The organism is Streptomyces sp. NPDC001816 (genome assembly GCF_042892235.1).
GTDB lineage: Bacteria > Actinomycetota > Actinomycetes > Streptomycetales > Streptomycetaceae > Streptomyces.
Map to the genome: position 1 here is coordinate 726,509 of NZ_JBIATY010000003.1, position 25,713 is coordinate 752,221.

The 25,713-nt window shown below is 70.8% G+C and carries 22 protein-coding genes and 2 tRNA genes; 13 read left to right on the forward strand and 11 right to left on the reverse strand.

The window, feature by feature from the left end; genetic code table 11:
* Nucleotides 1-164: 164 nt before the first annotated feature.
* Complete coding sequence (locus ACFYZZ_RS14330) at nucleotides 165-1,379, reverse strand: M6 family metalloprotease domain-containing protein (protein WP_389175763.1); 1,215 nt, start codon at nucleotides 1,377-1,379, stop codon at nucleotides 165-167.
* 365 nt (nucleotides 1,380-1,744) lie between these two features.
* On the opposite strand from ACFYZZ_RS14330, the gene ACFYZZ_RS14335 reads away from it, so the two are divergent.
* A complete protein-coding gene (locus ACFYZZ_RS14335) occupies nucleotides 1,745-3,559 on the forward strand; it encodes a putative bifunctional diguanylate cyclase/phosphodiesterase (RefSeq protein ID WP_389175250.1) in 1,815 nt (604 codons plus the stop codon).
* Here ACFYZZ_RS14335 and ACFYZZ_RS14340 read toward each other — a convergent pair.
* The 3 genes from ACFYZZ_RS14340 to ACFYZZ_RS14350 form a co-directional block, all read right to left on the reverse strand.
* On the reverse strand, nucleotides 3,538-4,626 hold the full coding sequence (locus tag ACFYZZ_RS14340) for an LLM class flavin-dependent oxidoreductase (protein WP_389175253.1): 1,089 nt from the start codon (nucleotides 4,624-4,626) through the stop codon (nucleotides 3,538-3,540). The two genes, ACFYZZ_RS14335 and ACFYZZ_RS14340, sit on opposite strands and share 22 nt — an antisense overlap.
* A 199-nt stretch (nucleotides 4,627-4,825) precedes the next feature.
* Nucleotides 4,826-5,563 carry a decarboxylase gene (locus ACFYZZ_RS14345; protein WP_389175256.1) on the reverse strand — a complete coding sequence of 246 codons (738 nt, stop codon included), beginning with the start codon at nucleotides 5,561-5,563 and terminating at the stop codon, nucleotides 4,826-4,828.
* Complete coding sequence (locus ACFYZZ_RS14350) at nucleotides 5,560-6,357, reverse strand: decarboxylase (protein ID WP_389175259.1); 798 nt, start codon at nucleotides 6,355-6,357, stop codon at nucleotides 5,560-5,562. The genes ACFYZZ_RS14345 and ACFYZZ_RS14350 overlap by 4 nt, the downstream gene beginning before the upstream one ends.
* Nucleotides 6,358-6,487: 130 nt before the next feature.
* On the opposite strand from ACFYZZ_RS14350, the gene ACFYZZ_RS14355 reads away from it, so the two are divergent.
* Both ACFYZZ_RS14355 and ACFYZZ_RS14360 read left to right on the forward strand, forming a co-directional pair.
* Nucleotides 6,488-7,441, forward strand: coding sequence for a D-2-hydroxyacid dehydrogenase (locus tag ACFYZZ_RS14355; RefSeq protein WP_389175262.1), 954 nt, complete (start codon nucleotides 6,488-6,490; stop codon nucleotides 7,439-7,441).
* A gap of 16 nt (nucleotides 7,442-7,457) precedes the next feature.
* Nucleotides 7,458-8,846 carry an amidase gene (locus tag ACFYZZ_RS14360; protein WP_389175265.1) on the forward strand — a complete coding sequence of 463 codons (1,389 nt, stop codon included), beginning with the start codon at nucleotides 7,458-7,460 and terminating at the stop codon, nucleotides 8,844-8,846.
* Here the strand turns inward: ACFYZZ_RS14360 and ACFYZZ_RS14365 are convergent.
* Nucleotides 8,827-9,321 carry a DUF3830 family protein gene (locus ACFYZZ_RS14365; RefSeq protein ID WP_389175267.1) on the reverse strand — a complete coding sequence of 165 codons (495 nt, stop codon included), beginning with the start codon at nucleotides 9,319-9,321 and terminating at the stop codon, nucleotides 8,827-8,829. The two genes, ACFYZZ_RS14360 and ACFYZZ_RS14365, sit on opposite strands and share 20 nt — an antisense overlap.
* Before the next feature lie 227 nt (nucleotides 9,322-9,548).
* On the opposite strand from ACFYZZ_RS14365, the gene ehuB reads away from it, so the two are divergent.
* From ehuB to ACFYZZ_RS14395, 6 genes are all read left to right on the forward strand, one after another.
* The gene (ehuB, locus tag ACFYZZ_RS14370; protein WP_389175269.1) at nucleotides 9,549-10,448 is read left to right on the forward strand and encodes an ectoine/hydroxyectoine ABC transporter substrate-binding protein EhuB; all 900 of its coding nucleotides are present in this window, start codon (nucleotides 9,549-9,551) and stop codon (nucleotides 10,446-10,448) included.
* Nucleotides 10,449-10,463: 15 nt separating this feature from the next.
* On the forward strand, nucleotides 10,464-11,210 hold the full coding sequence (gene ehuC, locus ACFYZZ_RS14375; RefSeq protein ID WP_389175271.1) for an ectoine/hydroxyectoine ABC transporter permease subunit EhuC: 747 nt from the start codon (nucleotides 10,464-10,466) through the stop codon (nucleotides 11,208-11,210).
* Nucleotides 11,207-11,851 carry an ectoine/hydroxyectoine ABC transporter permease subunit EhuD gene (ehuD, locus tag ACFYZZ_RS14380; RefSeq protein WP_389175274.1) on the forward strand — a complete coding sequence of 215 codons (645 nt, stop codon included), beginning with the start codon at nucleotides 11,207-11,209 and terminating at the stop codon, nucleotides 11,849-11,851. Before ehuC ends, ehuD begins: the two co-directional genes overlap by 4 nt.
* Nucleotides 11,841-12,674, forward strand: coding sequence for an ectoine/hydroxyectoine ABC transporter ATP-binding protein EhuA (gene ehuA, locus ACFYZZ_RS14385; protein ID WP_389175276.1), 834 nt, complete (start codon nucleotides 11,841-11,843; stop codon nucleotides 12,672-12,674). The genes ehuD and ehuA overlap by 11 nt, the downstream gene beginning before the upstream one ends.
* A 213-nt stretch (nucleotides 12,675-12,887) precedes the next feature.
* Entirely contained in the window at nucleotides 12,888-13,646 is a 759-nt protein-coding gene (locus ACFYZZ_RS14390) for an IclR family transcriptional regulator (protein ID WP_389175279.1), read from the forward strand.
* Nucleotides 13,647-13,731: 85 nt separating this feature from the next.
* Nucleotides 13,732-13,805 (forward strand) — tRNA-Lys (locus tag ACFYZZ_RS14395).
* On the opposite strand, the gene ACFYZZ_RS14400 is transcribed toward ACFYZZ_RS14395, so the two are convergent.
* The 5 genes from ACFYZZ_RS14400 to ACFYZZ_RS14420 form a co-directional block, all read right to left on the reverse strand.
* Nucleotides 13,771-15,426, reverse strand: coding sequence for an AMP-binding protein (locus ACFYZZ_RS14400; protein WP_389175765.1), 1,656 nt, complete (start codon nucleotides 15,424-15,426; stop codon nucleotides 13,771-13,773). The genes ACFYZZ_RS14395 and ACFYZZ_RS14400 overlap by 35 nt on opposite strands.
* Nucleotides 15,427-15,475: 49 nt before the next feature.
* Nucleotides 15,476-15,943, reverse strand: coding sequence for a DUF3592 domain-containing protein (locus tag ACFYZZ_RS14405; protein WP_389175282.1), 468 nt, complete (start codon nucleotides 15,941-15,943; stop codon nucleotides 15,476-15,478).
* Between the two features lie 88 nt (nucleotides 15,944-16,031).
* Nucleotides 16,032-16,646, reverse strand: coding sequence for a lytic polysaccharide monooxygenase (locus ACFYZZ_RS14410; protein ID WP_389175285.1), 615 nt, complete (start codon nucleotides 16,644-16,646; stop codon nucleotides 16,032-16,034).
* A 158-nt stretch (nucleotides 16,647-16,804) separates the two neighbouring features.
* Nucleotides 16,805-17,944 (reverse strand): SPFH domain-containing protein, encoded by a 1,140-nt coding sequence (locus ACFYZZ_RS14415; RefSeq protein ID WP_389175288.1) that lies wholly within the window; start codon nucleotides 17,942-17,944, stop codon nucleotides 16,805-16,807.
* A gap of 105 nt (nucleotides 17,945-18,049) precedes the next feature.
* Nucleotides 18,050-19,345 (reverse strand): peptidoglycan-binding protein, encoded by a 1,296-nt coding sequence (locus ACFYZZ_RS14420; RefSeq protein WP_389175290.1) that lies wholly within the window; start codon nucleotides 19,343-19,345, stop codon nucleotides 18,050-18,052.
* Between the two features lie 185 nt (nucleotides 19,346-19,530).
* Here ACFYZZ_RS14420 and ACFYZZ_RS14425 point away from each other — a divergent pair.
* The 4 genes from ACFYZZ_RS14425 (at nucleotide 19,531) to ACFYZZ_RS14440 (ending at nucleotide 24,678) form a co-directional block, all read left to right on the forward strand.
* Nucleotides 19,531-19,604: transfer RNA gene (locus ACFYZZ_RS14425), tRNA-Lys, on the forward strand.
* Between the two features lie 66 nt (nucleotides 19,605-19,670).
* Entirely contained in the window at nucleotides 19,671-20,393 is a 723-nt protein-coding gene (locus ACFYZZ_RS14430) for a FadR/GntR family transcriptional regulator (RefSeq protein WP_389175293.1), read from the forward strand.
* A 308-nt stretch (nucleotides 20,394-20,701) separates the two neighbouring features.
* A complete protein-coding gene (locus ACFYZZ_RS14435) occupies nucleotides 20,702-22,744 on the forward strand; it encodes a glycosyltransferase family 2 protein (protein ID WP_389175296.1) in 2,043 nt (680 codons plus the stop codon).
* On the forward strand, nucleotides 22,741-24,678 hold the full coding sequence (locus ACFYZZ_RS14440; RefSeq protein WP_389175299.1) for a galactose oxidase-like domain-containing protein: 1,938 nt from the start codon (nucleotides 22,741-22,743) through the stop codon (nucleotides 24,676-24,678). Before ACFYZZ_RS14435 ends, ACFYZZ_RS14440 begins: the two co-directional genes overlap by 4 nt.
* Here ACFYZZ_RS14440 and ACFYZZ_RS14445 read toward each other — a convergent pair whose 3' ends face one another.
* Nucleotides 24,679-25,704, reverse strand: a complete 1,026-nt coding sequence (locus tag ACFYZZ_RS14445) for a glycoside hydrolase family 6 protein (protein ID WP_389175302.1) — start codon at nucleotides 25,702-25,704, stop codon at nucleotides 24,679-24,681.
* Between the last annotated feature and the right edge of the window lie 9 nt (nucleotides 25,705-25,713).

Sequence of the window (25,713 nt, forward strand, 5' to 3'; positions counted from 1 at the left end):
GGCGTGTTCGCAGAAAGCGCGAACCTCCTCGCCATCTCTGTTTTCTGCGCGGCTTCGCCGCGCGTTGTGGGGGCTCCGCCACCCACACCCACTGACGACAGCGCGTCGGTTCGAAAGAATCCGGCCCGCTGTTTTCGTATACACGAGCGCCGCACACGACGGGATCAGCCTTCCAGCCCCGGTGTGATCTTCACCGTCCACGCCCCGGACGCCGTCCGCCCCTCCACCTCCACCTTCACGCCCTCCCCTGGCACCGTGAAGCTCTCCCCGAGGGAGACCGGGGCGTCGGCCAGGGGTGGGTAGACCGAGTTCTCCCAGCACGCCTCGGTGCGCGGGTGGGCGTCCACCACCTCGACCGGACCGCCGCCGGACGCCGTGCCGCCGCGCACCCGGTAGACCAGGACACCCTGCCGGCAGCCCGCGCGGTCGTTGCCCGCCGGACCACGCGCCTCGAAGGCCAGGACACTGTCCGCGCCGGTGCGCACCACCGCCAGTTTCGCGCCATGGCCGAGGCCGAAGGCCGGGGCACCGGCCGTGCCCTGTACCGGGATGCCGGGACCCGCGGCCAGCGGCTCCAGGGTCAGCCGGGTCGGCCCGGCACCCCGCACGCACACCACCTGGCGCGGATCCAGCCAGCCCAGCTTCCACTTGTGCCAGGCGAACAGGTCCGGGGACAGCCCGAACTGGCTGCCCATCAGGTCCCAGTCGCCGACGTAGGTGTCCCAGTCGCCCTTGCCGTCGACCGGGCGGTGATAGAGGTCGGGGAGGTCGAAGACGTGGCCGGTCTCGTGGGCGAGGACCAGCCGGTCCGGCGGATGCTTCTCGAACACCGTGACGACTCGCCGCACGTCCGTGCCGTCCACGTGCGTGGGGGTGTCGAGGTTGACGACCTTCGTCGCGTCCGAGTCGACGCCGGGCGCGTTCGGGTCGGCGACGAAGTAGACGACGTCGTAACGGGAGAAGTCGACCTCCCGGTCGGCCGCGGCGAACGCGTCGCGCAGATAGGCGGCGCGGTCATCGGCGCTCCAGTCGCGCTTCATGGCGTACGAGGTCGACGGCTGCGGCATGCGCAGCCAGTGGTCGAGCGGGTGCGGGCGCAGCGCGAACCGGCCGTACGAGGCCTGTTCGAAGAAGCGGCTGGTGGCCGGGAAGTGGTCGGCGGTCAGCTCGGCGGGGGTGGTGCGGGGGGTGGCGTCCGGGAAGGATAGGAAGATCATGACGGCGTCGAGCGCGCCGGTCGGGCGGGGGTATTCGGGGTTCCAGCTGTCCACGCCCTCCGAGTGGTGGGCCTCGCTGCGGTGCAGGGCGCAGGGGACCGTCGAGAAGGGTTCGGCGACCGACGGGCCGGTGAGGATCGAGGTCGCGGCGAGCGCCGACATCGTGGTGAACACGGCGGCGGTGCTGCGCAGCTTGGGCACGAAAGGACCTCCGGACGCGGTTCGCGGGACACCGAATCCAGATTGTGGGAATTTGTTGCTGTACGTCCTGTTCGCCTGAACCAGAAGGGTGAGTGCGCCCATTTGGGCGCCGGAGTGCATCGACGGCCGACACCCCGAAACACTCACGGAACGTCACAACTGGTCGGGGGCCTGTAGAACCCGTCCAGGTGCGGGCAGAAACGATCTGTCAGAACCTGTGGTCTGTCCGGGACACTGGAGAGTGGCTGGAAGGCCTGAGGACCAGCCTCTATGATCGGCACACTTTCCGGCACGGACAGAGATCGAGTGCACTGCGGGAGCGAGCGGTGAGCGGAACGTCCGAAGGGCCGACGCCCGCGGCAGACCTCGACCGGTCAGCCGTCACAGACAGTGACCACAACACCTATCGCCGTGTCTTCGCGGCGGCGCCGCTCGCCATGGCCGTCGTCGACCGCGAAGGTCTCGTCGCCAGCGCCAACCCCGCGCTCGGCGGCCTGCTCGGCGCCGACCCGGACGGACTGACCGGACGGGTCGCCGCCGATCTGGTGGACCTGGCCGCGGACGCCCGCACCTGGCACGCCTACCGCGAGGTCCTGCGCGGCCGGCAGGCCCGGCTGCGCTGCACCCGCCGGCTGAAACATCCCGAGGGGCACTCGGTGTGGGTGCAGGTCACCGTCGCCCCGCTGACCGGTGGCGAGCCAGGCGTCCTCGTGTCGGTCGCCGACATCGGCGCCCGCCGCGAACTCCAGGCCCGGCTGCGGCACTTGCAGATGCACGACCCGGTGACCCGGCTGCCCAACCGCACCCTGTTCTTCGAGCGCCTGACGGCCGCGCTGGAGGCGGAGTCGTACGAGCAGAGCGGCACCGGCCGGATCGGCCTGTGCTACCTGGACCTGGACGGCTTCAAGGCCGTCAACGACACCCTCGGCCACCGCGTCGGCGACCGGCTGCTCTCGGCCGTGGCCGAGCGGCTGACCCGGGTCGCCGAGGAGACCGGGTACGCCCGCGCCGGCACCCCCCTGGTGGCCCGGCTCGGCGGCGACGAATTCGCCCTGCTGGTCGAGGACTCCACCGGCACCGAGCAGCTCGCCGACCTCGCCGAGTCCGCACTGAAGGCCCTGGAGGCACCCTTCGACCTGGCCGGACAGCGGCTGTCGCTGACCGCGTCCATCGGGGTCGTGGAACGGCACGCGGCCGGTACGACCGCCACGGGTCTGATGCAGGCGGCCGACACGACGCTGCACTGGGCGAAGGCGGACGGCAAGGCCCGCTGGACCCTGTTCGACCCCGAGCGCAACGCGCACCTGGTCACCCGCCAGGCCCTCTCCTCCACCCTGCGCCCCGCCATCGAGCGCGGTGAGTTCGCCCTCGAGTACCAGCCGTTGGTGGGCATGGAGGACGGCCGGCTGAGCGGGGTCGAGGCGTTGGTCCGCTGGAATCATCCTCAGTTCGGCGTACTGGCGCCGAATCGGTTCATCGGATTGGCGGAGGAGGACGGCTCGATCGTGCAGCTGGGCCGCTGGGCACTGGCGACCGCCTGCCGGCAGGCCCGCCGCTGGCAGCTGGACCACCCCGACGAGCCGCCCATCTTCGTCAGCGTGAACGTGGCCGTACGCCAGGTGTGGGACTCCGATCTGGTGGCGGACGTGGCCCGGACCCTCGCCGAGACCGGGCTCGCCCCGCACCTGCTCCAGCTGGAGCTGACCGAGTCGGCCGTGATGGGGTCCTCGGGCCGCCCGCTCCAGGCCCTGCAGGCCCTCAGCGACATGGGCGTGCGTATCGCCATCGACGACTTCGGCACCGGCTACTCGAACCTGGCCTACCTGAGCCGGCTGCCGGTGTCGGTGCTGAAGCTGGACGGCTCCTTCGTGCGCGGCTTCCAGTACGAGGGCGACAAGAGCACGGTGGCCGTGCCGCCCAACCCGGCCGACGAGGTGATCGTGGAGGCGATGATCCAGCTGGCCCACCGCCTCGGCCTGACCGTCACCGCGGAGTGCGTGGAGACCTCGGCGCAGGCCACGCGGCTGCGCCGGATCGGCTGCGACACCGGGCAGGGCTGGCTGTACTCCCGTCCGGTGCCGCCGGATCGTATCTCCGAGCTGCTGGGCGACCAGGCGGCCTACGCGGTGGGCAAGCCGTAGGCGTCGGCGATCAGTTCGTAGGAGCGCAGCCGCAGCTCGCCGCGGTGGGCGTGCGAGGTGAGCATCAACTCGTCGGCGCCGGTGCGCTTGTGCAGGTCGTCGAGGCCCGAGCGGACCTCGTCCGCCGTGCCGTGCACGATGTTGCCGGTCCAGGAGGCGACGAAGTCCTCCTCCATCGGGCCGAACTCGTACTTCTCGGCGTCGGCCGGGTCGGGGAACAGGCCCGGGCGGCCGGTGCGCAGCCGGAGCATGTTCAGCGCGGCCGCCCGCACCTGTCGGCCGGCCTCCCGCTCGTCGTCCATGGCGAGGGCGGAGACGCCGATGAGGGCGTACGGCTCGGCCAGCACCTCGGAGGGCCGGAAGGTCTGCCGGTACAGGTCGAGGGCCGGGATGGTGTTCTGCGCGGAGAAGTGGTGCGCGAAGGCGAAGGGCAGCCCGAGGAGACCGGCCAGGCGGGCGCTGAAGCCCGAGGAGCCGAGCAGCCAGATCGGCGGCCGGTGCGCGGACTGGACACCGCCGGGGCTGCTGCCCTGCACCGGGCCCGGGATCGCGTGGATGCGCCGGTAGGGATGCCCGTCGGGGAAGTCGTCGTCCAGGAAGCGGGTGAGTTCGGCCAGCTGCTGCGGGAAGTCGTCGGCACCCTCGCCCGGCGTGTCCGTGCGGCGGAGCGCGGCGGCGGTGGCCCCGTCCGTGCCGGGCGCCCGGCCGAGCCCCAGGTCGATCCGCCCCGGCGCCATCGCCTCCAGCGTGCCGAACTGCTCGGCGATCACCAGGGGCGCGTGGTTGGGCAGCATGACGCCGCCCGAGCCGAGCCGGATGCGGTCGGTGTGGGCGGCGAGGTGGGCGAGGATCACGGCGGGCGAGGAGGAGGCGACGCCGGGCATGGAGTGGTGCTCGGCCACCCAGTACCGGTGGAAACCGCGCGACTCGGCGAACCGGGACAGCTCCACGCTGGTGCGCAGCGCGTCGGTGGCGGTACTGCCCGCGCCGACGGTCACCAGGTCCAGTACGGAGAGGGGGACGGGGGCGGTCCCGTGCGTCGTGCCCCGGATCTCGTCTGCCGACACGGTGTGAGCCTCCTGCTTTGCGGCCGTGAGCTGTCGTTCGGCGATAACAGGAGGGTGTCTCCGCTTATTCCTTCTCAGCCGACCGAGTCGGATGGTGGGGCAAGCTCTCGACCGACCGAGACGGGTGGGCGGGTGGGAAACGGGGTCCAGGGGCGGAGCCCCTGGCGGGGTCTGGGGCGGAGCCCCAGTGCCCGGCCGCTCAGACCTGCACGATCGGCTCCCTGGTGAACAACGCCCCCAGACGAGGAGCGTTCACCCGCCGATCGGCCAGCCTCAGCCCCTCCCACACCGACACCTGGTTGGCCGTGAGCACCGGCTTGGACAGCGTCTTCTCCAGCAACAGCAGATGCGCGGCCGTGTGCAACGCCGTGTCCGGCAGCAACACCGCCTCCGCGCCGGAGGCGTCCGCGTCCGCCGCCCGCGCCAGCGTCAGCACCTCCTCCTGCCCCCACGTCCCGACCTCCGCCGCCGTGACGATCCCGGACGACCGCACCGAGACCACCTCCAGCCCCCCGGCCCGCAGGAAGTCCGCGAACAGCGCGGTCACCTCCTCCGGGTAGGTCGCGCCCACGGCGACCCGTCGTACCCCCAGCTCCCGGGCCGCGTGCACGAAGGCGAAGGACGTCGAGGAGGCCGGCATCCCGGCCAGCCGGGCCAGCGCCCGCACCTGCTCCTGGGCGCCCTCCCAGCCGTACACGAAGCTGCCGCTGGTGCACGCCCACACCACCGTCTCGGCGCCGGTCAGCCGCAGCTCCGCCACGCCGGCGGCGAGCCGCTCCGCCGAGCCCATCGCGCGCAGCGCGTCCACCCGGTGCGCGTCCACGCCGATGTCGGTGTGGACCAGATCCACCCGGATGTCGCTGCCCAGGAGCTGCTCGATGCGCGGATAGTCGTCCTCGCCGGAGTGGCCCGGGTAGAGGAGTCCGAGTGCTGTCATGACGGCCCTTCTTGGTGTTCCTGCGTTTCTTCCGGCAGTACGGGCCATTGCCGCGCGGCCTCGTCCAGCAGCGCCTGATAGGGCCCCACGGCTCGGGTACCCAGCCGGCGCAGCGCCGCCCACATCGTGACCTGGTTGGCCGAAAGCACGGGGATGCGCAGCTCGGCCTCGAGCTGCGGGATGACGTCGTACGTCGGAAGGTTGGTGCAGGAGATGAACAGCGCGTCGGCGGCGCCGGGGCGGACCGCGGCGCGGGCCATGGCGACCACGTCCCGGTACGGCACCTGCCAGATGTGCCGGGTCAGCCCCATGAAGGCGCAGCCGGTCACCCGTACGCCGGCTTCGGCGACGTACTCCTGAAGGGCCCGGGTGACGGACACCGTGTACGGGGTGACGAGGGCGACCCGGCGGACCCGCAGCTCCGCCAGGGCCTCCAGCAGGGCGCCCGAGGTGGTGACGGCGGGCAGGGCGCCGCCGGCCACGCTCATCGCCGCGCACATCGCCCGCTCGCCCGCGACACCGCCGACGAAGCTGCCGGAGGTGCAGGCGTAGGCGACGACCTCGGGGGAGACGGCGATCAGCGCGCGCACCGCCTCGCCGAGGGTCTGGTGCTCGCTGACCAGCCGGGCCAGGTCCAGGCTCACCTCGACCGGCACGAACGGGGTCCGGGTCAGATGCAGCGACACCTCGTCGGGCACCCAGCGCCACAGCTCGCGGTCGAGGGCGAAGTCGAACGGGGCCACCACCCCGACACCGCGCTGGGGGCCGGGACCGCCGAGAAAGGAGATGTCCATGGCAAGACACCCGCCTCACGCTGGGAGGACACGAGGGGCAACGGTCGGCGGGGCCGCCCGTGTTGACGAAGGTAGGTTCCGGTGCGAGCGTGGTCAATCCGCGCATGTCAGACGCCCGGAGCGGCCCCGAATGACGCTGACCCTGCCCACCCTGCTCGTCCTGGACGCCGACCCGCCACCGCGGCTCGGCCGCCTCACCGGGCGTGCCCGGGTCGTGCACACCGACGCGGCCCATCTCGCCGAGCGGCTGCCGGAGGCGGACGTGCTGCTGGTGTGGGACTTCACCTCGCACGCCGTACGGGAGGCCTGGCCCGGGGCGGGGCCGCGGCCGCGCTGGGTGCACACGGCGAGCGCGGGTGTGGACCATCTGATGTGCCCGGAACTCGCCGCCTCCGAGACGGTGGTGACCAACGCGCGCGGGGTCTTCGACCAGCCGATCGCCGAGTACGTGGCCGCGCTGGTGCTGGCGGTCGCCAAGGATCTGCCGCGCACGCTGGAGCTGCAGCGGGAGCGGACCTGGCACCACCGGGAGACCCGGCGGGTGGCGGGCACGCGCGCGTGCGTGGTCGGCTCCGGGCCGATCGGCCGGGCGATCGCGCGCACGCTGAAGGCCCTGGACGTTACGACGGCGCTGGTCGGACGGGTCCCGCGGACCGGAGTGCACGGCCCGGGCGATCTTGACCGGCTGATCTCCCGCGCGGACTGGGTGATCGCCGCCGCCCCGCTGACCGAGCAGACGCACGGCATGTTCGACGCCCACCGGTTCGGCGTGATGCAGCCCTCGACGGTCTTCGTGAACGTCGGCCGCGGGCCGCTGGTCGACGAGGACGCGCTCGCCGAGGCGCTGCGGCGGCGCTGGATCGCGGGCGCCGCCCTGGACGTGTTCGCCGCCGAACCCCTGCCCGGGGACAGCCCGTTGTGGGGGCTGCCGGGGCTGATCGTCTCCCCGCACATGAGCGGCGACACCGTCGGGTGGCGCGATGAACTCGGCATCCAGTTCGTGGAGTTGTACGAACGGTGGGCCGCGGGCAGATCCCTGGTGAACGTGGTCGACAAGAAGCGCGGCTACGTCCCCGGTCACTGAACCACCAGGAGGGTGCATGCAGCTCACCGACCTGACCGCCGTACAACTCCTCGACGGGTACCGCAAGGGCGAGTTCAGTCCCGTGGAGGCGACCGAACAGGCCCTGCAGCGGGCGCGGCGGATCCAGCCGGAGGTGAACGCGTTCGTGCGCCTCACCGAACAGGACGCGCTCGCGCGGGCGCGGGAGTCGGCGGAGCGCTGGCGGCGCGGCGAGCCGGCCGGGCTGCTGGACGGGGTGCCGGTGACCGTGAAGGACATCCTGCTGCTGCGCGGCCACCCCACCCTGCGCGGCTCGAAGACCGTTTCCGAGCACGGCCGTTGGGACGAGGACGCGCCCTCGGTCGCCCGGCTGCGTGAGCACGGCGCGGTCTTCCTCGGCAAGACCACGACTCCCGAGTTCGGCTGGAAGGCCGTCACCGACTGCCCACTGACCGGCGTGACCCGTAACCCCTACGATCCCTCCCGCACCGCGGGCGGCTCCAGCGGCGGCAGCGCGGCGGCCGTCGCGCTCGGCGCGGGCCCGCTGTCGCTGGGCACGGACGGCGGCGGCAGCATCCGCATCCCGGCCGCGTTCTGCGGGATCTTCGGCCTCAAACCGACATACGGCAGGGTGCCCCTGTACCCGGCGAGCGCGTTCGGCACGCTGTCGCACGTCGGCCCGATGACCCGGGACGCGGCGGACGCGGCACTGATGATGGACGTCGTCGCCGCCCCCGACGCCCGCGACTGGTCGGCGCTGGGCCCGCCGCCGGAGTCGTTCACCGCGGGCCTGGACCGGGGCGTGCGCGGGCTGCGGGTGGCGTACTCGCCGACCCTGGGCGGACAGGTGGCCGTCCGCCCGGCGGTCGCCGCGGCCGTACGGCGGGCGGTGGCCGGACTCGCGGACCTCGGCGCGTACGTCGAGGAGACCGACCCGGACTTCAGCGAGCCGGTGGACGCCTTCCACACCCTGTGGTTCAGCGGCGCGGCCCGGCTCACCCAGAGCTTCTCGCCGCACCGGCGGCAGCTGCTCGACCCAGGCCTGCGCGAGATCTGCGCCCAGGGCGCCCGGTACAGCGCGCTGGACTACCTGGCCGCGGTGGACGTCCGCATGGACCTGGGCCGCCGGATGGGCCGCTTCCACGAACGCTACGACCTGCTGCTCACACCCACCCTGCCCATCACCGCCTTCGAGGCCGGCGAGGAGGTGCCCCGGAAGTCCGGCCTGCGGCGCTGGACCGGCTGGACGCCGTTCACCTACCCCTTCAACCTCACCCAGCAGCCCGCGGCGACGGTCCCCGTGGGCACCGACGGCGACGGACTGCCGGTCGGGATGCAGATCGTCGCGGCCCGGCACCGGGACGACCTGGTGCTACGGGCCGCACACGCCCTCTACGAGGAGGGGCTCACGCTCTCCGGAAGCTGAGCGTCTCCCCCGCCGCCCCGCTGCGCCACAGGTCGTTGCAGGCCTCGGCCATCTCCTCCAGTCCGGCCACGACCTGGCCCCAGACGATCCCGGGCACCCAGCCCACGTCCCCGTTGAGCAGCAGGTTGTTGCGCTCGTAGAACAGGGCCAGGTCGACCACGGTGGTGTCGGGGCGGACCTCGCGGTCGTAGCCGTAGGCCTTCGTGCCCAGTTCGGTGCCGGCGAAGGAGAAGTAGCAGAGGTCGCCGGGGATCGGGGTGATCGTCGGGTTCTCCAGTGGGGGCTCCGTCGCGGCGAACGGCGGGAAGAGGGCGTAGATCTCGTTGCGCGCGTACTTCGCGTGGTAGACGTCGCCGCTCAGGGGCAGCGCGTCCCACACCGCGGCGCAGGTGAGCGGTGCCCGGTCGTCGAGCAGCCGTGCCGTGCAGCTGACTCCGCGCCGGTCGAGCGCCACTTCGACATGACGGTCTGACATTCCCTCTCCTCACGTCTTCGCGGGTGCCGTCTCCCCGGGTGCGTCTGCCCGGTCCGCCGCAGCTCAAGCGCGTCGAACACACCGGCGAGGGGACACGGGACAGGGTCACGCAGATCACGTTTGCATTACGCCCCCCAGTCTCACTGCATAGTTCACGGAGATCGGGCAGGCGCCACCACTGGTTTACGGCCAGACCTGGCAAGGCTCTCTGTGGAGGTTGCGCGCCCATGTCCGAGTTCCCGAACCTGTCCCGCCGCGGCTTCCTCACCAGAGGCGCGGCCGTCGGTGGTCTGCTGACCGTCCCCGGGCTCCTGGCCGCCTGCAGCAAGACCGGCACGGGCGACAGCGGGGCCTCGAAGCTGGCGCAGCTCAAGAAGCAGGGCTATGTGCGGGTGGCCTACGCGAACGAGGCGCCCTACGGCTACGAGGAGAACGGCAAGCTCAAGGGCGAGGCGCCCACCTTGCACCAGGTGATCTTCAAGGCGCTGGGCGTCGACGAACTGCGCCCGACCTTCGCCGAGTTCGACGGCCTGATCCCCGGTCTGCAGGCCGGTAAGTACGACGTGATCAGCGCCGGCATGGCCATCATCCCGGAGCGGTGCGAGAAGGCACTGTTCTCGGAACCGGAGTTCATCTCGCCCACCGCGATGATGGTCAAGAAGGGCAACCCGAAGAACCTGACCGATCTGGCGTCGGCGAAGAAGGCCGGAGCCACCGTCGGAGTGCTGGCGGGCGCGGTCGAGAAGAGCTACGCCACCGCCGCCGGGTTCTCCGAGGGTGACATCAAGACGCTGCAGAAGCAGCAGGACGGCGCGGACGCGGTCAAGGGCGGCCGTATCGACGCCTTCGTGCTGACCGGGATTTCGCTGCGCTGGCTCGCCAAGACCAACCCGCAGGTGGAGGTCACCGACTCGTTCGTCCCGGTGGTGGACGGCAAGCAGCAGTACAGCCCGGGCGGTGCCGTCTTCCGCAAGGGCAGCGAGGAGCTGCGGGACGCCTTCGACGCGCAGCTGAAGAAGATCACCTCGGATCCGGCGCAGTATGTGAGGCTCATCGGGCAGTACGGCTTCGGCAAGGACACCATCCCGCCGGCGAACCTGAAGACCGCCGACCTGTGCAAGGCCTGACGGGGGCCACTGCCCATGGGTGACTTCTACTCCTATTTCTTCGGCCACCTGCCCCAGGTGTGGTCCGGGCTGACCGTCACGCTGGAGGCCACGGTCCTCGGTTCGGCCGTCGCCCTGACCCTGTCCTTCGTGTTCGGCTTCATGGCGAACAGCAGGCCCGTGCTCGTACGAGGGCTCTCCCGGGTCGTCGTGGAGTTCTTCCGCGGCACCTCGCTGTACGTACAGCTGTTCTGGCTCTACTACGCGTTCCCGCTGCTGACCGGGTACCAGCTCACCCCGCTGGTCTGCGGCGTGGTGGCGTTCGGCATGAACTACGGCGCCTACGGCTCCGAAGTGGTGCGCGGCGCGCTGAACGCCGTACCGAGGGCGCAGTGGGAGGCGGCGGTCGCGCTGAACATGACGCCGGCGCAGCGCATGCGCCGGGTGATCCTGCCGCAGGCCTGGGCGCAGATGATCCCGCCGTTCACCAACCTGCTGATACAGCTGCTGAAGTGCACCCCGCTGCTGTGGCTGATCTCCGCGGCCGACCTGACGACAGTGGTCCAGCAGATGCGTGACCGTACGGGCTCGACCACCTGGGCCTATCTGACCCTGCTGGTGATGTACTTCGTGCTCGCCTACGCGCTGACCCTGCTGATGAACGCGCTGGAGCGGCACGCCAAGACCAGGCTCGGCCAGCACCCGAGCGCCCGCAGCCTGCTGCGCAGCCGCAGCGCGCAGCAGGCGGAGCGGCCCGAGGCGACGGCGGGAGGCGCCCTGTGAACTACAGCTGGGACTGGGGTGCCGTCCGCGACTCGCTGCCGCTGCTGTGGGACGGGTTTCTCACCACTTTGCTGGCCACCGTCCTCGGCACGCTGGTGGCCGCCGTGCTCGGGCTGGTCGTCGCCGTGGCGGGCCGGGCGCCGACCCGGCTGGTGACCGTTCCGGTCCGGGTGGTCACCGAGTTCGTCCGGTCGACCCCACTGCTGGTGCAACTGGTCGGCGCCTACGCCGTCTTCAACACGGTGCAGCCGCTGACCATCGGAATCGCGGTGCTCGGCATCCACTACGCCGCCTATCTGTCGGAGGTGTACCGGGCGGGGATCGACGGTGTGCCGAAGGGCCAGTGGGAGGCCTGCCGGGCGCTGTCGCTGCCACCGCGCCGCACCTGGCAGGCGGTGATCCTGCCGCAGGCGGTGCGCAGCGTGCTGCCCGCGCTGGGCAACTACGCCATCTCCATGTTCAAGGAGACCCCGTTCCTGGCCGTCATCACGGTCACGGAGATGGTCGCCGAGGCCCGGGAGTACGGCGCGGACCACTTCACGTACGCCGAGACGTTCACGCTCGCGGGCCTGATGTTCCTGGCGGCCAGTTATCCGACCTCGCTTCTGATGAGAAAGCTGGAGCAGCGCCTTGGCCATTGATCCCCTGGACAACCCCTTGCAGAAGGCATCCGCGCAGGACGGAACCCCGGGCATGCCCCCTGATCTGGTCCGCTTCGACCACGTGGTCAAGCGCTTCGGCGACCATGTCGTGCTGGACCGGCTGGACTTCGGCGTCCAGCGCGGCAAGCACGTGACGCTGATCGGGCCGAGCGGCTCCGGCAAGACGACCATCCTGCGGCTGCTGATGACGCTGGAGCGGGTCAGCGACGGCGTGATCTGGGTGGACGGCGAGCCGCTGTCCCATATGCGCGGCCCGGACGGCGAGCTGAGGCCGGCGAGCGAGAAGTACCTGCGCGGGGCCCGTAGGAAGATCGGGATGGTCTTCCAGCAGTTCAACCTGTTCCCGAACATGAAGGTGCTGCAGAACATCATGGAGGCGCCGGTCAACGTCCTGGGGATCGGCCGCGAGGAGGCCGAGGCGCGGGCGCGCGAGCTGCTCGACCTGGTCGGGCTCTCCGACAAGGTCGACGCGCACCCCTCGCAGCTCTCCGGCGGCCAGCAGCAGCGGGTGGCGATCGCGCGGGCGCTCGCCATGCGGCCGGAGATCCTGCTGCTGGACGAGGTGACGTCGGCGCTCGACCCCGAGCTCGTCGCGGGCGTCCTCGACCTGCTCAGGGACATCGCCCGCACCACCGACATCACGATGCTCTGCGTGACCCACGAGATGGGTTTCGCCCGGGACATCTCCGACCAGGTCCTGATGTTCGACGCCGGCCGGGTGATCGAGTCGGGCCCGCCGGAGAAGATCTTCAGCGATCCGGAGCGGGACCGGACCCGGGAATTCCTCAGCGCGGTGCTGTGACTACAAGACGTGAAGACGGGAAGAACCGAGGTCCGGGCGCTGGGTGATGACCGCGGCATATGCCAGAGGGTCTGCGTCGCAGTTGGGAGAGGGGCTGCGGGCACCACAATCTCGCCAACCCCCTCTCCCCAACAGCCCTTTGCCCGTTATCGTGGTAGCGATCCGCCGACCGGACTTAGCGGCCACAGACAGGCGAGCGCAGGGGGAAACACCGTGGCGCTGATGCACGAGCCGACCGCCCCGTACCACTCCGCCCAGGACGCGCTGCGCGTACTGGAGACCGTGGCCCGTCACCCCGCAGGCGTCACCGACACCGAACTGGCCCGCCGCACCGGCCTGCTCCCCGAGCGGCTGACCGCGCTGCTGCGCATGCTGCGCCGCGAGGGCTACGTCGAGCAGATCGCCGACGGTGCGTACGTCACCGGCGACACCCTGCGCCGCCTCACCTCGACGCACGACCGCGAGCGGGCCCTGCGCGAGAAGCTCCAGCACACCCTGGACCGGCTGCGGGACTCCGTCGGCGCGGCCATCTACATGAGCCGGTACGTGGACGGCGAGGTCAGGGTCACCCAGTACGCCGCCGGGCCGGCCACACCGGCGGTCAACGAGTGGGTCGACTTCCGCTACTCCGCGCACGCCACCGCCGTCGGCAAGAGCCTGCTGACCCAGCTGGACCACAACGCCCGCCGCGACCACCTCTCCCGGCACAAGATGGCCCGCCTCACCTCGCGCACCATCACCAGCGACAAGCTGCTGCTGTCCCGCCTGGAGTCCCAGCCGCCGACGGTGCCGGTCCTGGACCTCCAGGAGTACGCGATCGGCACGGTCTGTGCGGCCGTCCCGATCACCGCGGGTTCCTCGGTCGGCTGCCTGGCCCTGTCCCTCCCGGTGGAGCATGCACACCGGCTCCGGCAGGCCGCGGACACGCTGAACCGGAACGCGGCTCCGGTGCTGCTCTCGCTCGCGATCTAGGTGGTCACGAGCACCCCCGAGGACCAGGTAGTATTTTCTTCGTCGCCAGCCGCGGAGGTAAAAAAACGCGGAGGGCGGGAGTCATGCGCCGCTAGCTCAGTTGGTTAGAGCAGCTGACTCTTAATCAGCGGGTCCGGGGTTCGAGTCCCTGGCGGCGCACAGATGAGGGGCCCTTCGCACAAGCGAGGGGCCCTTCGACGTCTTGCCTGGTCAGACGCCTGTAGGCGGATTCCCCCGGCGGCCGCCACCACACCGGATCGGCACACCGGAACCCCTCGCGCCGCAGCCGCCCCCGCTCGATCTTGTTGGTGGCCGTCACGGGCATCCGCTGCACCACCCGCACGAACCGGGGCGCCATCTTCGTCCCGAGGTCGGGCTGGGCCCGCAGGAACTCCGCGAAGGACCACGGGTCGAACCGCCCGGCGACGGTCGCCATCACCTGATCCCCGGTGACCGGGTCCGGCACCCCGTACACGGCGACGGCCACCGCACCCTCGTACCGGGCGACGATGTTCTCGATCATCGCGGCGGCCAGGTTCTCCCCGTCGACCCGGATGCGGTCGTCGGTACGGCCGGCGAAGTACAGGTACCCCTCGGCGTCCCGGTAGAAGAGATCCCCGGTCCAGTAGGCCCCGCCCCGCCGCCGCTCGGCCTCGGCCGCCGGATTGCGCCAGTACCCCTCGAAGGGGCTGGGCCCCTGGTTCACCAGCTCCCCTATCGCCTCGTCACCGTTGAGGAGCTGCCCGGCGGCGTCGAACTCGGCCACCGGGCACTCCAGCCCCGTACCCGGATCGAGCACGACCAGGCCGGGCCCCGCAGGTCCCACCGCCCCCGCCGGGGTCCCGGGCGCCCACTGGACGGCCGCCCCGCCCTCGGACGACCCGTATCCCTCGACCAGCCGCACCCCGAACCGCCGCTCGAACGCCGCCGCGTCCACCGCCCCGGCCTCCGTCCCGAAGCCCATGCGGAGGGGGTTGTCCCGGTCGTCCGGGCGCGGCTCGGTGGCCAGGATGTACTGGACCGCCCGGCCGACATAGGTGAAGTACGTCGCCCGGTACCGCCGCACGTCCGCCAGGAACCCGGACGCCGAGAACCGCCGGCGCAGCGCCACCCCGGCCCCGGCGGCCAGCGCGGGCGCCCAGTCCGCGATCACCGCGTTGCCGTGGAACATCGGCATGCAGACGTAGTGCACGTCGTCCGCGCGGACCCCGAACTGCCCGACCAGCGCATACCCCGCCGCGGCCAGCCGTCCCTGGGAACAGAGGGCGGCCTTGGGAGCGCCGGTGGAGCCGGAGGTGAAGTAGAGCAGCATCCGGTCGGAGGGCGCGGCCCGGGCGGGGTCGGGTACGGCGCCGGCGTACGGGGCGAGAAGCGTGTCGTACGCGTCGTCGTCGGTGACGAGGACGCGCACGCCCGGGAGCTCCAGCCCGGCCAGCAGCGGCAGCCGCGCCCGCTCGGTGACCAGCACCGGGCACTCGGTGTGCCGGATGTCCCGGGCCAGCTCGGCGCCCCGGCGGGTGGGGTTGATCCCGGCGACGGCGGCCCCGGCGAGCGCGGCCGCCCCGAGCCACAGCGGGAACTCCTCGGTGTTGTCGAGCAGCACGCCGACGTGCGGGACGGCGCCCGGTGGCAGCAGATCGGCGAGCAGTGCCGCGCGCGCTGCGGCGCCGGCCGCCATCTCGTGGTGGGTCAGCACCCGTTCTTCGCACCACAGCCCCGGACGATGGTCACCCCATCGGGCCGCCACCAGCTCGGCGACCGTGCACATCCTGGACTTCATGGACTCCATGGACGTGCAACATAATTGACGGTCCGTCAGATGTGGAGAGCTACGGCATGGGCATGAAGTCGTCCGTGACCGAGAAGAACGCATGGACGCCAAGCATGAAAGCGATGCAGCCGGCGATGAAGACACCGAAGAACACCAGCAGGCAGCCCGTGCCCGCCGCAAGCTTCCCGTGCGCCGGAGGCTTGGCGGTGGCCTTCTCCGGACGGTCGGCCACGTAGTACACGGGGACGATGTCGCCCTGGACGATCGTGGAAGGGCTGTCGTGCTCCTCGAACCGGACGGCACGGCCCTCGCGCGTCGTGAACTCGTAGACGTGGTGCAGTGTCGTGCGCACCGAGCTTTCCCCGCCACCGCTGGTCGTGGTGTACGTGCTCAGGCAGCGCGCCTCGGCCGTGAGCCCGCTCCCCCAAGCTCTGCTGATCTCACGGGAGCGCCCCAGCACCTTGTAGGCGGCGAACAGCACTCCAGCGATCATGATCGCGGGCACGATGTAGAAGAAGGCTTCCATGGGTCCCCCGGTGGTCGGTACGCCGCCCCGACGGATCGGCGTGGCGGAAACTTACCCCCACCGGGGGCCGGACTTGCTCAAGGGGGGCTCAGAACGTGACGTCCGAGCAGGCGTAGAACGCGTTGCCCGTGTCGGCGATCGTCCACACCGCGAGGATGACGTGGTGACCGGTCAGCCCGCCGGGCAGGGTGCCGCTGTGGCTGAGGGTGGCCGGCGGGCGCTGGCCGTTGTACGGCACCGTCAGGAACGGGGTGGTGTTGAGGTCCGAGCGGGCCAGAGCGTGGTTCTGGTTCCAGCCCTGCTTGGTGACGTAGTACTTGAAGTCCGTCGTGGCGTGCATGGCGGTGAACTGCCAGCGGAAGGTGTACGACTGACCGCCGGTCACCTTCGTGGTGGGCCAGGCCGCGCCGGTCGGCGTCTTCGGCGAGCTGAGCTGGGCGAAGCGGCTCAGGCCGCCGTTGCAGAGCTGGCCGTCGGCGGGTCCGGCGGCCGGGAAGCCCTTGGGGCCCTCGACACTCTGCGGCTCCCACTGGATGTCGCCGCAGTTCGTCACGGTGCCGTTCTGGCAGAGCTTCTGCCTGCTGATGGGGAGGTCGGTGTAGCCGTGCCCGCTGGCGCCGCCGGTGGAGAGCGCGAAGGCTCCGGCGGTCACCACACCCAGCACGGCTGCGGACAACGCAGAAGATCGGGTCTTGGTACGCATGCTGCCGCTCCTGGAGAACGTGGGGGAGGTTCACTGAGCTGAGCCGAGCCGTGCGGCGCCGCGTTGCAAGACTAGGTCTAGACCAAGCCCAGATTATTGCCAGTAGTTGAACATGTCCATACCAATCGCGTTGGCACTCCCGACCCGCTGCCGGGCCGTCACATCGGCTCCCCGCGACCCGAGCAGAACGCCACCGTCAGATCCCGTACGAGCACCTTGCGCTCGTAGTCGTCCAGTTCGACCAGACCGCGCACGGTCAGCCGGGTCACCGTGTCCTCCACCGAATCCACGACCGAGTTGAGCATGGTGGCCCGCTGCCGGGCGTCCAGCGCGGCGAGGGTGCGCCGGTGCATCGCGGCGGCGACCTCGGGCGCGTACTCCACCCGGAGCGGCTGCACCGAGAACACCTCCAGGCCGACCGGCCCCGCGTCCGCCGCCACCAGCCGGGTCAGCGCATCCCCGGCCACGGCCACCCCGCCCCGCGCCGAGCCCGGCAGGTCCACCGGCACCCGGGCGAGGGCCGCCTCCACGCACTCCTGCAGATAGGTCTCGTGGTCGTCGATGCCGAGCACGGCCCGCGCGGTGTCCCGCACCCGCCACACCACCAGGACGACGACCCGCAGCGCCACCCCGTTGGCGTCCGCCGCCGGCATCGCCTCGCTGCGCCAGTGCCGCAGCCGTACGTTCACCCGCCGGCGCACCAGCAGCGGGTTCACCCAGAGCAGCCCGGTACGCCGGACCGTCCCCCGGTAGCGGCCGAACAGCCCGAGCAGCCGGGCCTGTCCGGTCCGGCCGCGGGCGAGCCCGCCGAAACCGAGCAGGCCGAGCGCACCGGCCCCGGCGTACGCCGCCCACTGCGCGGGCCCGAGACCCGTGCCCGTGCAGGCCGGCAGGCGCAGCGCCTGAGCCGCGAGCGGCGGCAGCACGCCCGCCCACCACGAGGTGGCCAGGCACCCCGCGATCCCGCCCGCCCCGGCCAGCACCCCCGCCAGGCCGGGCAGCACCCGCGCCGGACGCTCCACCAGCTCCGGGTCGACCTGCGGCACCGTCCGGCTGCGGGCCGGGGCCGGGCGCCTCAGGCGGGGCTGCTCGCCGGTGGCCTGCCGACGGCCCACGACGGCGGGCTTCAGCGGCACCGGCACCGGCTCGGGCTCGTCACGGAAGAGCAGATGGACAGGAATCTCGGTGGTCACCTCGTTCTGGATCAGCCGGGCCGGGCGGGTGGTCATGCCCCCGGTGCCCAGCGCGCTCTCCGGCTGTTCTCCGGACTCGGACGTGTGTGACGTGGTCGTACTCATGCGTGCCTCCAGCCTCCGCGCCAGATGCGTCATGACAGTGAGAAGAGTGAGAAGTGGGACTGGGAGTGGGATCAGGGGGGCGCTCACGAGCGCGGCCGGCGCCGCCTACGCGAACAGGCGGCGCCAGGTCTCCGGGCCCGGGTAGCCGTCCGCCGCGCCGCCCCGCCAGCCCTGGCTGCGCTGGAACGCCTCCACGGCCCGCCGGTCCGCCTCGCCCCAGCTCGGACCGGGCCCGTCGGCGTAGAAGCTGCCGAACCCTTTCTTCACCAGCTGCTGCCCCAGCTGGGTGACGTACTCGTTCTCCGCGCCCGGACGGAAGAGGTTCCGGCCGGGATAGCCGGGCACACCGTGCGAGGCGGGCCGGGCGGATCCGGCCGCCGCGGAGGCGATGTTCTTGCCCTGCCCGGTGACGAGCAGCTTCCAGGTGCGGGGGCCGGGCAGCCCGTCGGCGTCCTCGCCCGTCCAGCCCTGGGCCAGCTGGAACGCCCGGGTAGCCCGCCGGTCCGCCTCGCCCCAGGCCGGGCCCGGGCCCTCGGTGTAGAAGGAGCCTGCGCCGCGGGACACGAGCAGGCGGCCGAACTGGGTGACGTACTTGTTGTGCGCGCCGTCGCCGAAGAACCCGGCGCCCGGGAAGGGCGCCGGCTTCTTGCTGTCGGCGGCCTGCTGGACGCCCGCGGTGCCGGCGGTCACGCCCTTGTAGCGGTAGGGGACGTACTTGTCGGCGTGGGTCCAGTAGGGGTACGGGGTGGGCTGGCTGCGGGCGTGCGGGGGTGTCTGCTCGTAGACCAGGTAGTTGGCGTGCGTGTGGTCCGTCCAGCCGCCGAAGAGCACGACGTGGGAGCCGCGCTCGGGGTTGTCCGGGTTGTGGAAGAGGAGCATGTCGCCGGGCTGCAGCTCCTCCTTGGTGATCTTCACCCCGAACTGGTCGAGGCTGCCGGTCCACTCGTTGGAGCCGAGGCCCCAGGCCATGGAGACAAAGCCCGAGCAGTCCTGCCGGTAACCGTCGGACCAGTAGTCGCTCATGCTGTACGGCACCTCGGCGTCGACCCAGGTCCTGGCCCGGCTGATGATCTTGGTCCGGGTGGTGGCGGGGGTCGGGACGAGCGGGGGCTCGGCCGGCTTGCCGGCCCGGCCGTACAGCGGGGCCCTGGGGCCCTGCGGGGTGGCGGGCCCGTCCGCCGCGGGGGCGCCGGGGCGGGGCTGGGCGTGGGGGGCGGTGACGGCGGCGGCCGGCGGGGCGGCACCGAGGGCGGCGGACGCGGCGGCCACGACCACGACCCCTCGGGCGGCCGGGTGACGGCCGAAGCGGCCGGGCGGGCGGGGGCTCACCCGATGGCGGGCGCAGCCGGGGCAGCCGCAGTCGCTCGCGGGGTCGACTTCCTCGAACGCCGGAGCGGTCATGCGATCTGCCTCACATTCTTGGTTGATTTGTCCGCTGATGTGCACGTTGATCAGTTTCACAACTGTCGCCCGGGCGCGCATGTTGACGGTCCGAATGATGTACAGACAGATATGACCGCCCTCCGGGACACCCAGGGGTGGTCCGGAGCACCCTCCCAGGTCAGGTAGAGTTCTCCTGTCAGCAGGCGCCGCTAGCTCAGTTGGTTAGAGCAGCTGACTCTTAATCAGCGGGTCCGGGGTTCGAGTCCCTGGCGGCGCACAGACGACAGCAGGCCCCCCGTGCGAACGGGGGGCCTGCTGCTGTATGGCCGGATACCCTCTGGCCATGGCAGCGCGTGACCTCCAGGAGCGGATCAAGAAGCTCATCATCGACCGGCGGCTGCCCTCGGGCGCCCCGCTGCCGACCGAGCCCGAGCTGATGGGGTTCCTCGGGGCGAGCCGGAACTCGGTGCGGGAGGCACTGAAGGCGCTGCAGGCGATGGGGATCGTGGAGATCCGGCACGGGTTCGGGACCTACGTGGGCCCGATGTCGCTCGCCCCGATGATCGAGGGGCTCGCCTTCCGTACCGTCGCCGGGCACTACCGGGGCGAGGACTCCCTGCTCCAGCTGCTGGAGCTGCGCGAGGCGGTCGAGACGGGACTGGTCTCGCGGCTGGCCGGGCGACTGCCTCAGACGGACCTCGTTGAACTGGAGGCCCTCGTGAACCGTATGGACCAGGAGGCCGCCGAGGGCTGCGGCCTCGCCGAGACCGACCGTGCATTTCACGCCACCCTCTACCGGGGGCTGGACAACGTGCTGCTGTGCGAGGTGCTGGAGGCGTTCTGGGACGCGTTCCACCGGGTCCAGCGGGATCTGATGGACGTGCCGCAGGACCCGCGGGTCACCTGCCGTCAGCACCGGGAGATCCTCGACGCGGTCCGGTCCGGCGATTCCATACGGGCGGAGGAGGCCATAAGAGATCACTTCGGCAACATCCGCGCCCGCCTCTCCCCCACCGGCGCACCCGAGCCTCCCGAGCCCCACCCGCGCCACAATGAACGGGTTTGACCGGTAAACACGGCGTTTCGCGTCTTGCGATCATGCTGAGCACCGTAGAACCCTGGTTGCTCATGAAGCCGCGGATTCGCGGCACTTGGGGGGAAAGCGGTTGCGCACCGGCGGGGAGGGGGCTCCGCTCATGAACCGGTGCCGAGTGGGGCATCTATGCAACCGGAAGGTCGCAGTCCCGTGTCTATAGGGTGAGCAAGACGTGGTGACTGTGCCTCGCCACTGAACCGCCTGTGACGGCCGAGGGGGCCCCGACCGGGCGAAGGACCGACGAACACGCGGCGACCAGCGTGTGGGGGGAATGACTCATGACGTCGACGCCGAAGGGCGCCCGGCAGAGCCACGATCAGCACAACGACCCGTCACAGACCACCCAACTCCGTGCGACAGGACACCGGACCGGCCAGTTCCGTCGCATCAGAAAGAGCCTGCCGAGATACGACTACGAGCACTACAGCCGACTCGCGGGCCCCCTCACTCAGCCCGACCCGGGCAAGCCCTACAAGGTGCAGTACCGTTCGCTGCTCTCGCAGGAGCCGCACCGCATACGAGCCGCGCTCATGCTGGGCGCCGCCCCGGTGCTCTCCCTGGTCCTGCTGTTCTGGCTGATGCAGCCCGAGCACTGGACCGAACGGGACTACCCGGCCTACGACTTCCTGCCGGCGCTCGACATCGTCATGCTCGTCTCGATCGGTCTGATCGAGTTCTTCCGCTGCATGAACGTGCTGTCCAACGCACACGCCACGCTGGTCGCCCGGGACCCGGTCCCGGTCGTGCCGGAGACCGGCACCCGGGTCGCCTTCCTCACCTCCTTCGTGCCCGGCAAGGAGCCGCTGGAGATGGTGACCAAGACCCTGGAGGCGGCGGTCAAGCTGCGCCACCGGGGGCTGATGCACGTGTGGCTGCTGGACGAGGGCGACGACCCGGCCGTCAAGGAGGTCTGCGCCCGGCTCGGCGTCCACCACTTCTCCCGCAAGGGCGTCGCCCGGTGGAACCAGCCCAAGGGCCCGCACCGCGCCAGGACGAAGCACGGCAACTACAACGCCTGGCTGGAGGCGCACGGCGGCGAGTACGACTTCTTCGCCTCCGTCGACACCGACCACGTGCCGCTGCCCAACTACCTGGAGCGGATGCTCGGTTACTTCCGCGACCCGGACGTCGGCTTCGTCATCGGCCCGCAGGTCTACGGCAACTACGACACGTTCGTCACCAAGGCCGCCGAGTCGCAGCAGTTCCTCTTCCACGCCCTCATCCAGCGCGCCGGCAACCGCTACGGCGCCCCGATGTTCGTGGGCACCTCGAACGCCGTGCGGATCAGCGCGATCCAGCAGATCGGCGGCCTGTACGACTCGATCACCGAGGACATGGCCACCGGGTTCGAGATGCACCGCGCCAAGAACCCGGCCACGGGCCGGAAGTGGAAGTCGGTCTACACCCCGGACGTCCTCGCCGTCGGCGAGGGCCCGAACGCCTGGACGGACTTCTTCACCCAGCAGATGCGCTGGTCCCGGGGGACGTACGAGACGATCCTCAAGCAGTACTGGAAGGGCTTCTACTCGCTGCCGCCCGGCAAGCTCTTCAACTACACGATGATGATCATCTTCTACCCGATGTCGGCCCTCAACTGGATCCTGGCGGCGCTGAGTTGCGCGCTGTTCCTGGGCCTGGGCGCCTCGGGTGTGAACATCGACCCGACCGTGTGGCTGATGCTGTACGGCAACGCCTCCGCGCTGCAGATCGGCTTGTACATCTGGAACCGGCGGCACAACGTCTCCCCGCACGAGCCGGAGGGCTCCGGCGGTGTCGCGGGCATGGTGATGTCGGCGCTGTCCGCGCCGATCTACGCCCGCTCCCTGATGGACGCGGTGCTGCGCCGCAAGAGCAAGTTCGTGGTGACCCCGAAGGGCGACTCGGCCAGCCCGGACACGCTGTTCGGGACCTTCCGGATCCACTGGTTCTTCATCCTGGTCTTCGGGGGCTCGCTCGCCGCGGGCTTCGCGTTCGGGCACTCCCACCCGGCGATGATCACGTGGGCGGTCTTCGCCATGCTGATCACCGCCTCGCCGATCTTCGCCTGGCGGCACGCGCTGCGGCAGGAGAAGAAGAAGCCCGGGCAGACGGCGGAGGCGGCACCGGGCGCGGGCCCGGCCGCACCCGGGCCGGCGGCGGAGCCGCAGGACGCGGTGCCCGCGCAGTACGCGGCCTACGCGGCGCACGGTCACACCCCGCACGCCCCGCAGCAGCGGCCCAGTTGGGCCGCTCCGCCCCGCGGGCCGGGCGAGGCCCCCGCGGGGGACGACGACCAGAACATGCAGATCGCGCTCGGTGGACTTGGGGGACGTAAGGAATGAAGGACCAGGCCGGCCGCCGTCGTGCCCGTCGACTCGCGATAGGCACGGCGGTGGTACTCGCGCTGGCCGGGATGAACGGGCCGTGGCTGTACCGCTTCGGAACCGAGCAGTACCACCAGTACAAGATCAACAAGCCGGAGTACAAGGCCGCCAACGGCCACTGGGACATCGTCGAGTTCCCCGAGGAGTACCGCCAGGACACCATCCACGCGGCGCTCCTGCACACCGGCAAGGTGCTGCTGGTCGCCGGCTCGGGCAACAACGCGGACAACTTCGACAAGAAGAAGTTCGACACCCGCATCTGGGACCCGGTCAAGGGCACCATCAAGAAGGTGCCGACGCCCGCCGACCTGTTCTGCACAGGGCACACCCAGCTGGCCAACGGCAACCTGCTGATCGCGGGCGGGACGAAGCGCTACGAGAAGCTCAAGGGCGACGTCACCAAGGCCGGCGGCCTGATGGTCGTGCACAACGAGAACCCCGACAAGCCGATGACGCTGCCCGCGGGCACCAAGTTCACCGGCAAGGAGAACGGCAAGACCTTCGTCTCGAAGGACCCGGTGCTCGTACCGCGCGCCAAGAAGGTCTTCGACCCGCAGACCGGCGTGTTCCTGCGCAACGACCCCGGGCTCGGCCGTATCTACGTCGAGGCGCAGCGAAGCGGCACCAAGTACGAGACCGGCACCCAGGACAACTACCGGATCCAGGGCCTGACCGGCACCGACGCGCGCAACACGTACGGCATCGCGCAGAAGCTCGCCCTCGACAAGAAGGACTTCCAGGGCATCCGCGACGCCTACGAGTTCGACCCGGTCGCCGAGCGGTACATCAAGGTCGACCCGATGAACGAGGCCCGCTGGTATCCGACGCTCACGACCCTGTCGGACGGGAAGATCCTCAGCGTCTCCGGTCTCGACGACATCGGTCAGCTGGTCCCGGGGAAGAACGAGATCTTCGACCCCAAGACCAAGAAGTGGACGTACACGCAGAAGATCCGGCAGTTCCCGACGTACCCGGCGCTGTTCCTGATGCAGAACGGGAAGATCTTCTACTCGGGTTCCAACGCGGGCTACGGACCCGACAACGTGGGCCGTGTGCCCGGCATCTGGGACGTCGACACCAACAAGTTCACCAAGCTGCCCGGGCTCGGCGACCCCAACATGATGGAGACGTCCGGGACGGTGCTGCTGCCTCCGGCCCAGGACGAGAAGTTCATGGTGATCGGCGGGGGCGGGGTCGGCGAGTCCAAGCTGTCGAGCAAGAAGACGCGGCTCATCGACCTGAAGGCGAAGAACCCGCACTTCGTCGACGGGCCCCAACTGGAGAAGGGCACCCGGTACCCGCAGACCTCGATCCTGCCCGACGACACCCTGCTGGTCTCCGGGGGTTCGGAGGACTACCGCGGGCGCGGCGACTCCAACATCCGTCAGGCCCGGCTGTACCACCCGGACAGCAACAGCTTCACCCGGGTCGCCGATCCGCTGGTCGGGCGCAACTACCACTCCGGGTCGATCCTGCTGCCCGACGGCCGGGTGATGTTCTTCGGGTCCGACTCGTTGTACGCGGACAAGGCGAACACCAAGCCGGGGAAGTTCGAGCAGCGCATCGAGATCTACACGCCTCCCTACCTGTACCGGGACTCCCGCCCGTCGTTCAGCGGAGGACCGCGGACGATCGCCCGGGGTGCTTCGGGGACGTTCACCTCGAAGCACGCCTCCAGCATCAAGAAGGTGCGGCTGATCCGGCCGAGCGCCTCGACCCATGTGACCGACGTGGATCAGCGGTCGATCGCCCTGGACTTCAAGACCGCCGGCGACAAGGTCACGGTCACCGTCCCGAAGAGCCGGAACCTGGTGCAGTCGGGCTGGTACATGCTGTTCGTGGACGACGACCAGGGGACGCCGTCCACGGCGCAGTGGGTCAGGGTGCCGTAGCTACTTGCTGTTCGTGGCCAGGGCGAGTGCGTAACTCGCCCACCACTGGCCCGCCTTCGGGCCGCCCTTGCAGGTGCCGTCCGACTCTCCTGGACGCTTGACCCACAGGTAGGCGTCCACGAGAGGGTCCGCCGTCTTCGTCGTCGGCGTCTCGCCCAGGGCCCGGCCGGGCGGGTTGCACCACTTCTGGGCCGGATCGCCCTCCGTATAGGGGCCGTTGCCGTTGCGGCTGGTGTCGACGACGAAGTGCTTGCCGCCCACCTTGGCGGAGAGCTGCTTGCCGTAGGCGATGGAGTCCTCGGTGGAGTAGAAGTTGGAGACGTTGACGGCGAAGCCGTCGGCCTGGTCGATGCCGGCCTGCTGGAGGGGCTGGAAGATCTGGTCGGGGTGGCCCCAGCCGGCGTTGCCCGCGTCCAGGTAGACCTTGGTGTTCTTCAGGGACTTGAGCTTGGCGACGGCGCCCTTGAGGAGGTCGTAGCGCTCCTCGCGGAACTCGTCCGGGGTGCAGCCGTCGACGAGGTGGAGCACGGCGTCGGGTTCGAGGACGACGGTGGCGGGGCGGTCCCCGATGCCCCGGGCGACGCCGTCGATCCAGGCGCGGTAGGCGTTGCCGTCGGCCGCGCCGCCCTGGGAGTACTGGCCGCAGTCGCGGTGCGGGATGTCGTACAGCACGAGCAGGGCCGTGCGGTCGGACTTCTCGGCGGCCTCGGTGAAGCCGCGGGCCTCCCGCTCCGGGTTCTCCGGGCCGATCCACTCCCCCACCGGCTGCTCGGCGATCTTGCGGATCTGCGTGGCCTCGGTCTTCTTGCCGGCCTTCTCGTAGGCGGCGAGGCGGCGGGCCGCGGTGCCGTCCGGGTTCACCCAGAACGGGTCGGCGGCCTTGGGCTGTTGAGTGATCCGGGCGCCCGTGTCGGCCGCCTTGTCCCCGTCCGAGGAGGAGCACCCGGCGAGCAGCAGTGCCGCCCCCAGCACCGCCGCGGACGCCCGTGCCCGCGCCGAAGAGCGGGCCCCCCTGGTGTCGTACATGCGATTCCC

Coding starts and splice junctions, on each gene's coding strand:
- ACFYZZ_RS14330 (WP_389175763.1), bottom strand. CDS start 1,379: ATGTCGGCGCTCGCCGCGACCTCGATCCTCACCGGCCCGTCGGTCGCC.
- ACFYZZ_RS14345 (WP_389175256.1), bottom strand. CDS start 5,563: ATGACAGCACTCGGACTCCTCTACCCGGGCCACTCCGGCGAGGACGAC.
- ACFYZZ_RS14350 (WP_389175259.1), bottom strand. CDS start 6,357: ATGGACATCTCCTTTCTCGGCGGTCCCGGCCCCCAGCGCGGTGTCGGG.
- ACFYZZ_RS14355 (WP_389175262.1), top strand. CDS start 6,488: ATGACGCTGACCCTGCCCACCCTGCTCGTCCTGGACGCCGACCCGCCA.
- ACFYZZ_RS14360 (WP_389175265.1), top strand. CDS start 7,458: ATGCAGCTCACCGACCTGACCGCCGTACAACTCCTCGACGGGTACCGC.
- ACFYZZ_RS14365 (WP_389175267.1), bottom strand. CDS start 9,321: ATGTCAGACCGTCATGTCGAAGTGGCGCTCGACCGGCGCGGAGTCAGC.
- ehuB (WP_389175269.1), top strand. CDS start 9,549: ATGTCCGAGTTCCCGAACCTGTCCCGCCGCGGCTTCCTCACCAGAGGC.
- ehuC (WP_389175271.1), top strand. CDS start 10,464: ATGGGTGACTTCTACTCCTATTTCTTCGGCCACCTGCCCCAGGTGTGG.
- ACFYZZ_RS14400 (WP_389175765.1), bottom strand. CDS start 15,426: ATGAAGTCCAGGATGTGCACGGTCGCCGAGCTGGTGGCGGCCCGATGG.
- ACFYZZ_RS14405 (WP_389175282.1), bottom strand. CDS start 15,943: ATGGAAGCCTTCTTCTACATCGTGCCCGCGATCATGATCGCTGGAGTG.
- ACFYZZ_RS14410 (WP_389175285.1), bottom strand. CDS start 16,646: ATGCGTACCAAGACCCGATCTTCTGCGTTGTCCGCAGCCGTGCTGGGT.
- ACFYZZ_RS14415 (WP_389175288.1), bottom strand. CDS start 17,944: ATGAGTACGACCACGTCACACACGTCCGAGTCCGGAGAACAGCCGGAG.
- ACFYZZ_RS14420 (WP_389175290.1), bottom strand. CDS start 19,345: ATGACCGCTCCGGCGTTCGAGGAAGTCGACCCCGCGAGCGACTGCGGC.
- ACFYZZ_RS14430 (WP_389175293.1), top strand. CDS start 19,671: ATGGCAGCGCGTGACCTCCAGGAGCGGATCAAGAAGCTCATCATCGAC.
- ACFYZZ_RS14435 (WP_389175296.1), top strand. CDS start 20,702: ATGACGTCGACGCCGAAGGGCGCCCGGCAGAGCCACGATCAGCACAAC.
- ACFYZZ_RS14440 (WP_389175299.1), top strand. CDS start 22,741: ATGAAGGACCAGGCCGGCCGCCGTCGTGCCCGTCGACTCGCGATAGGC.
- ACFYZZ_RS14445 (WP_389175302.1), bottom strand. CDS start 25,704: ATGTACGACACCAGGGGGGCCCGCTCTTCGGCGCGGGCACGGGCGTCC.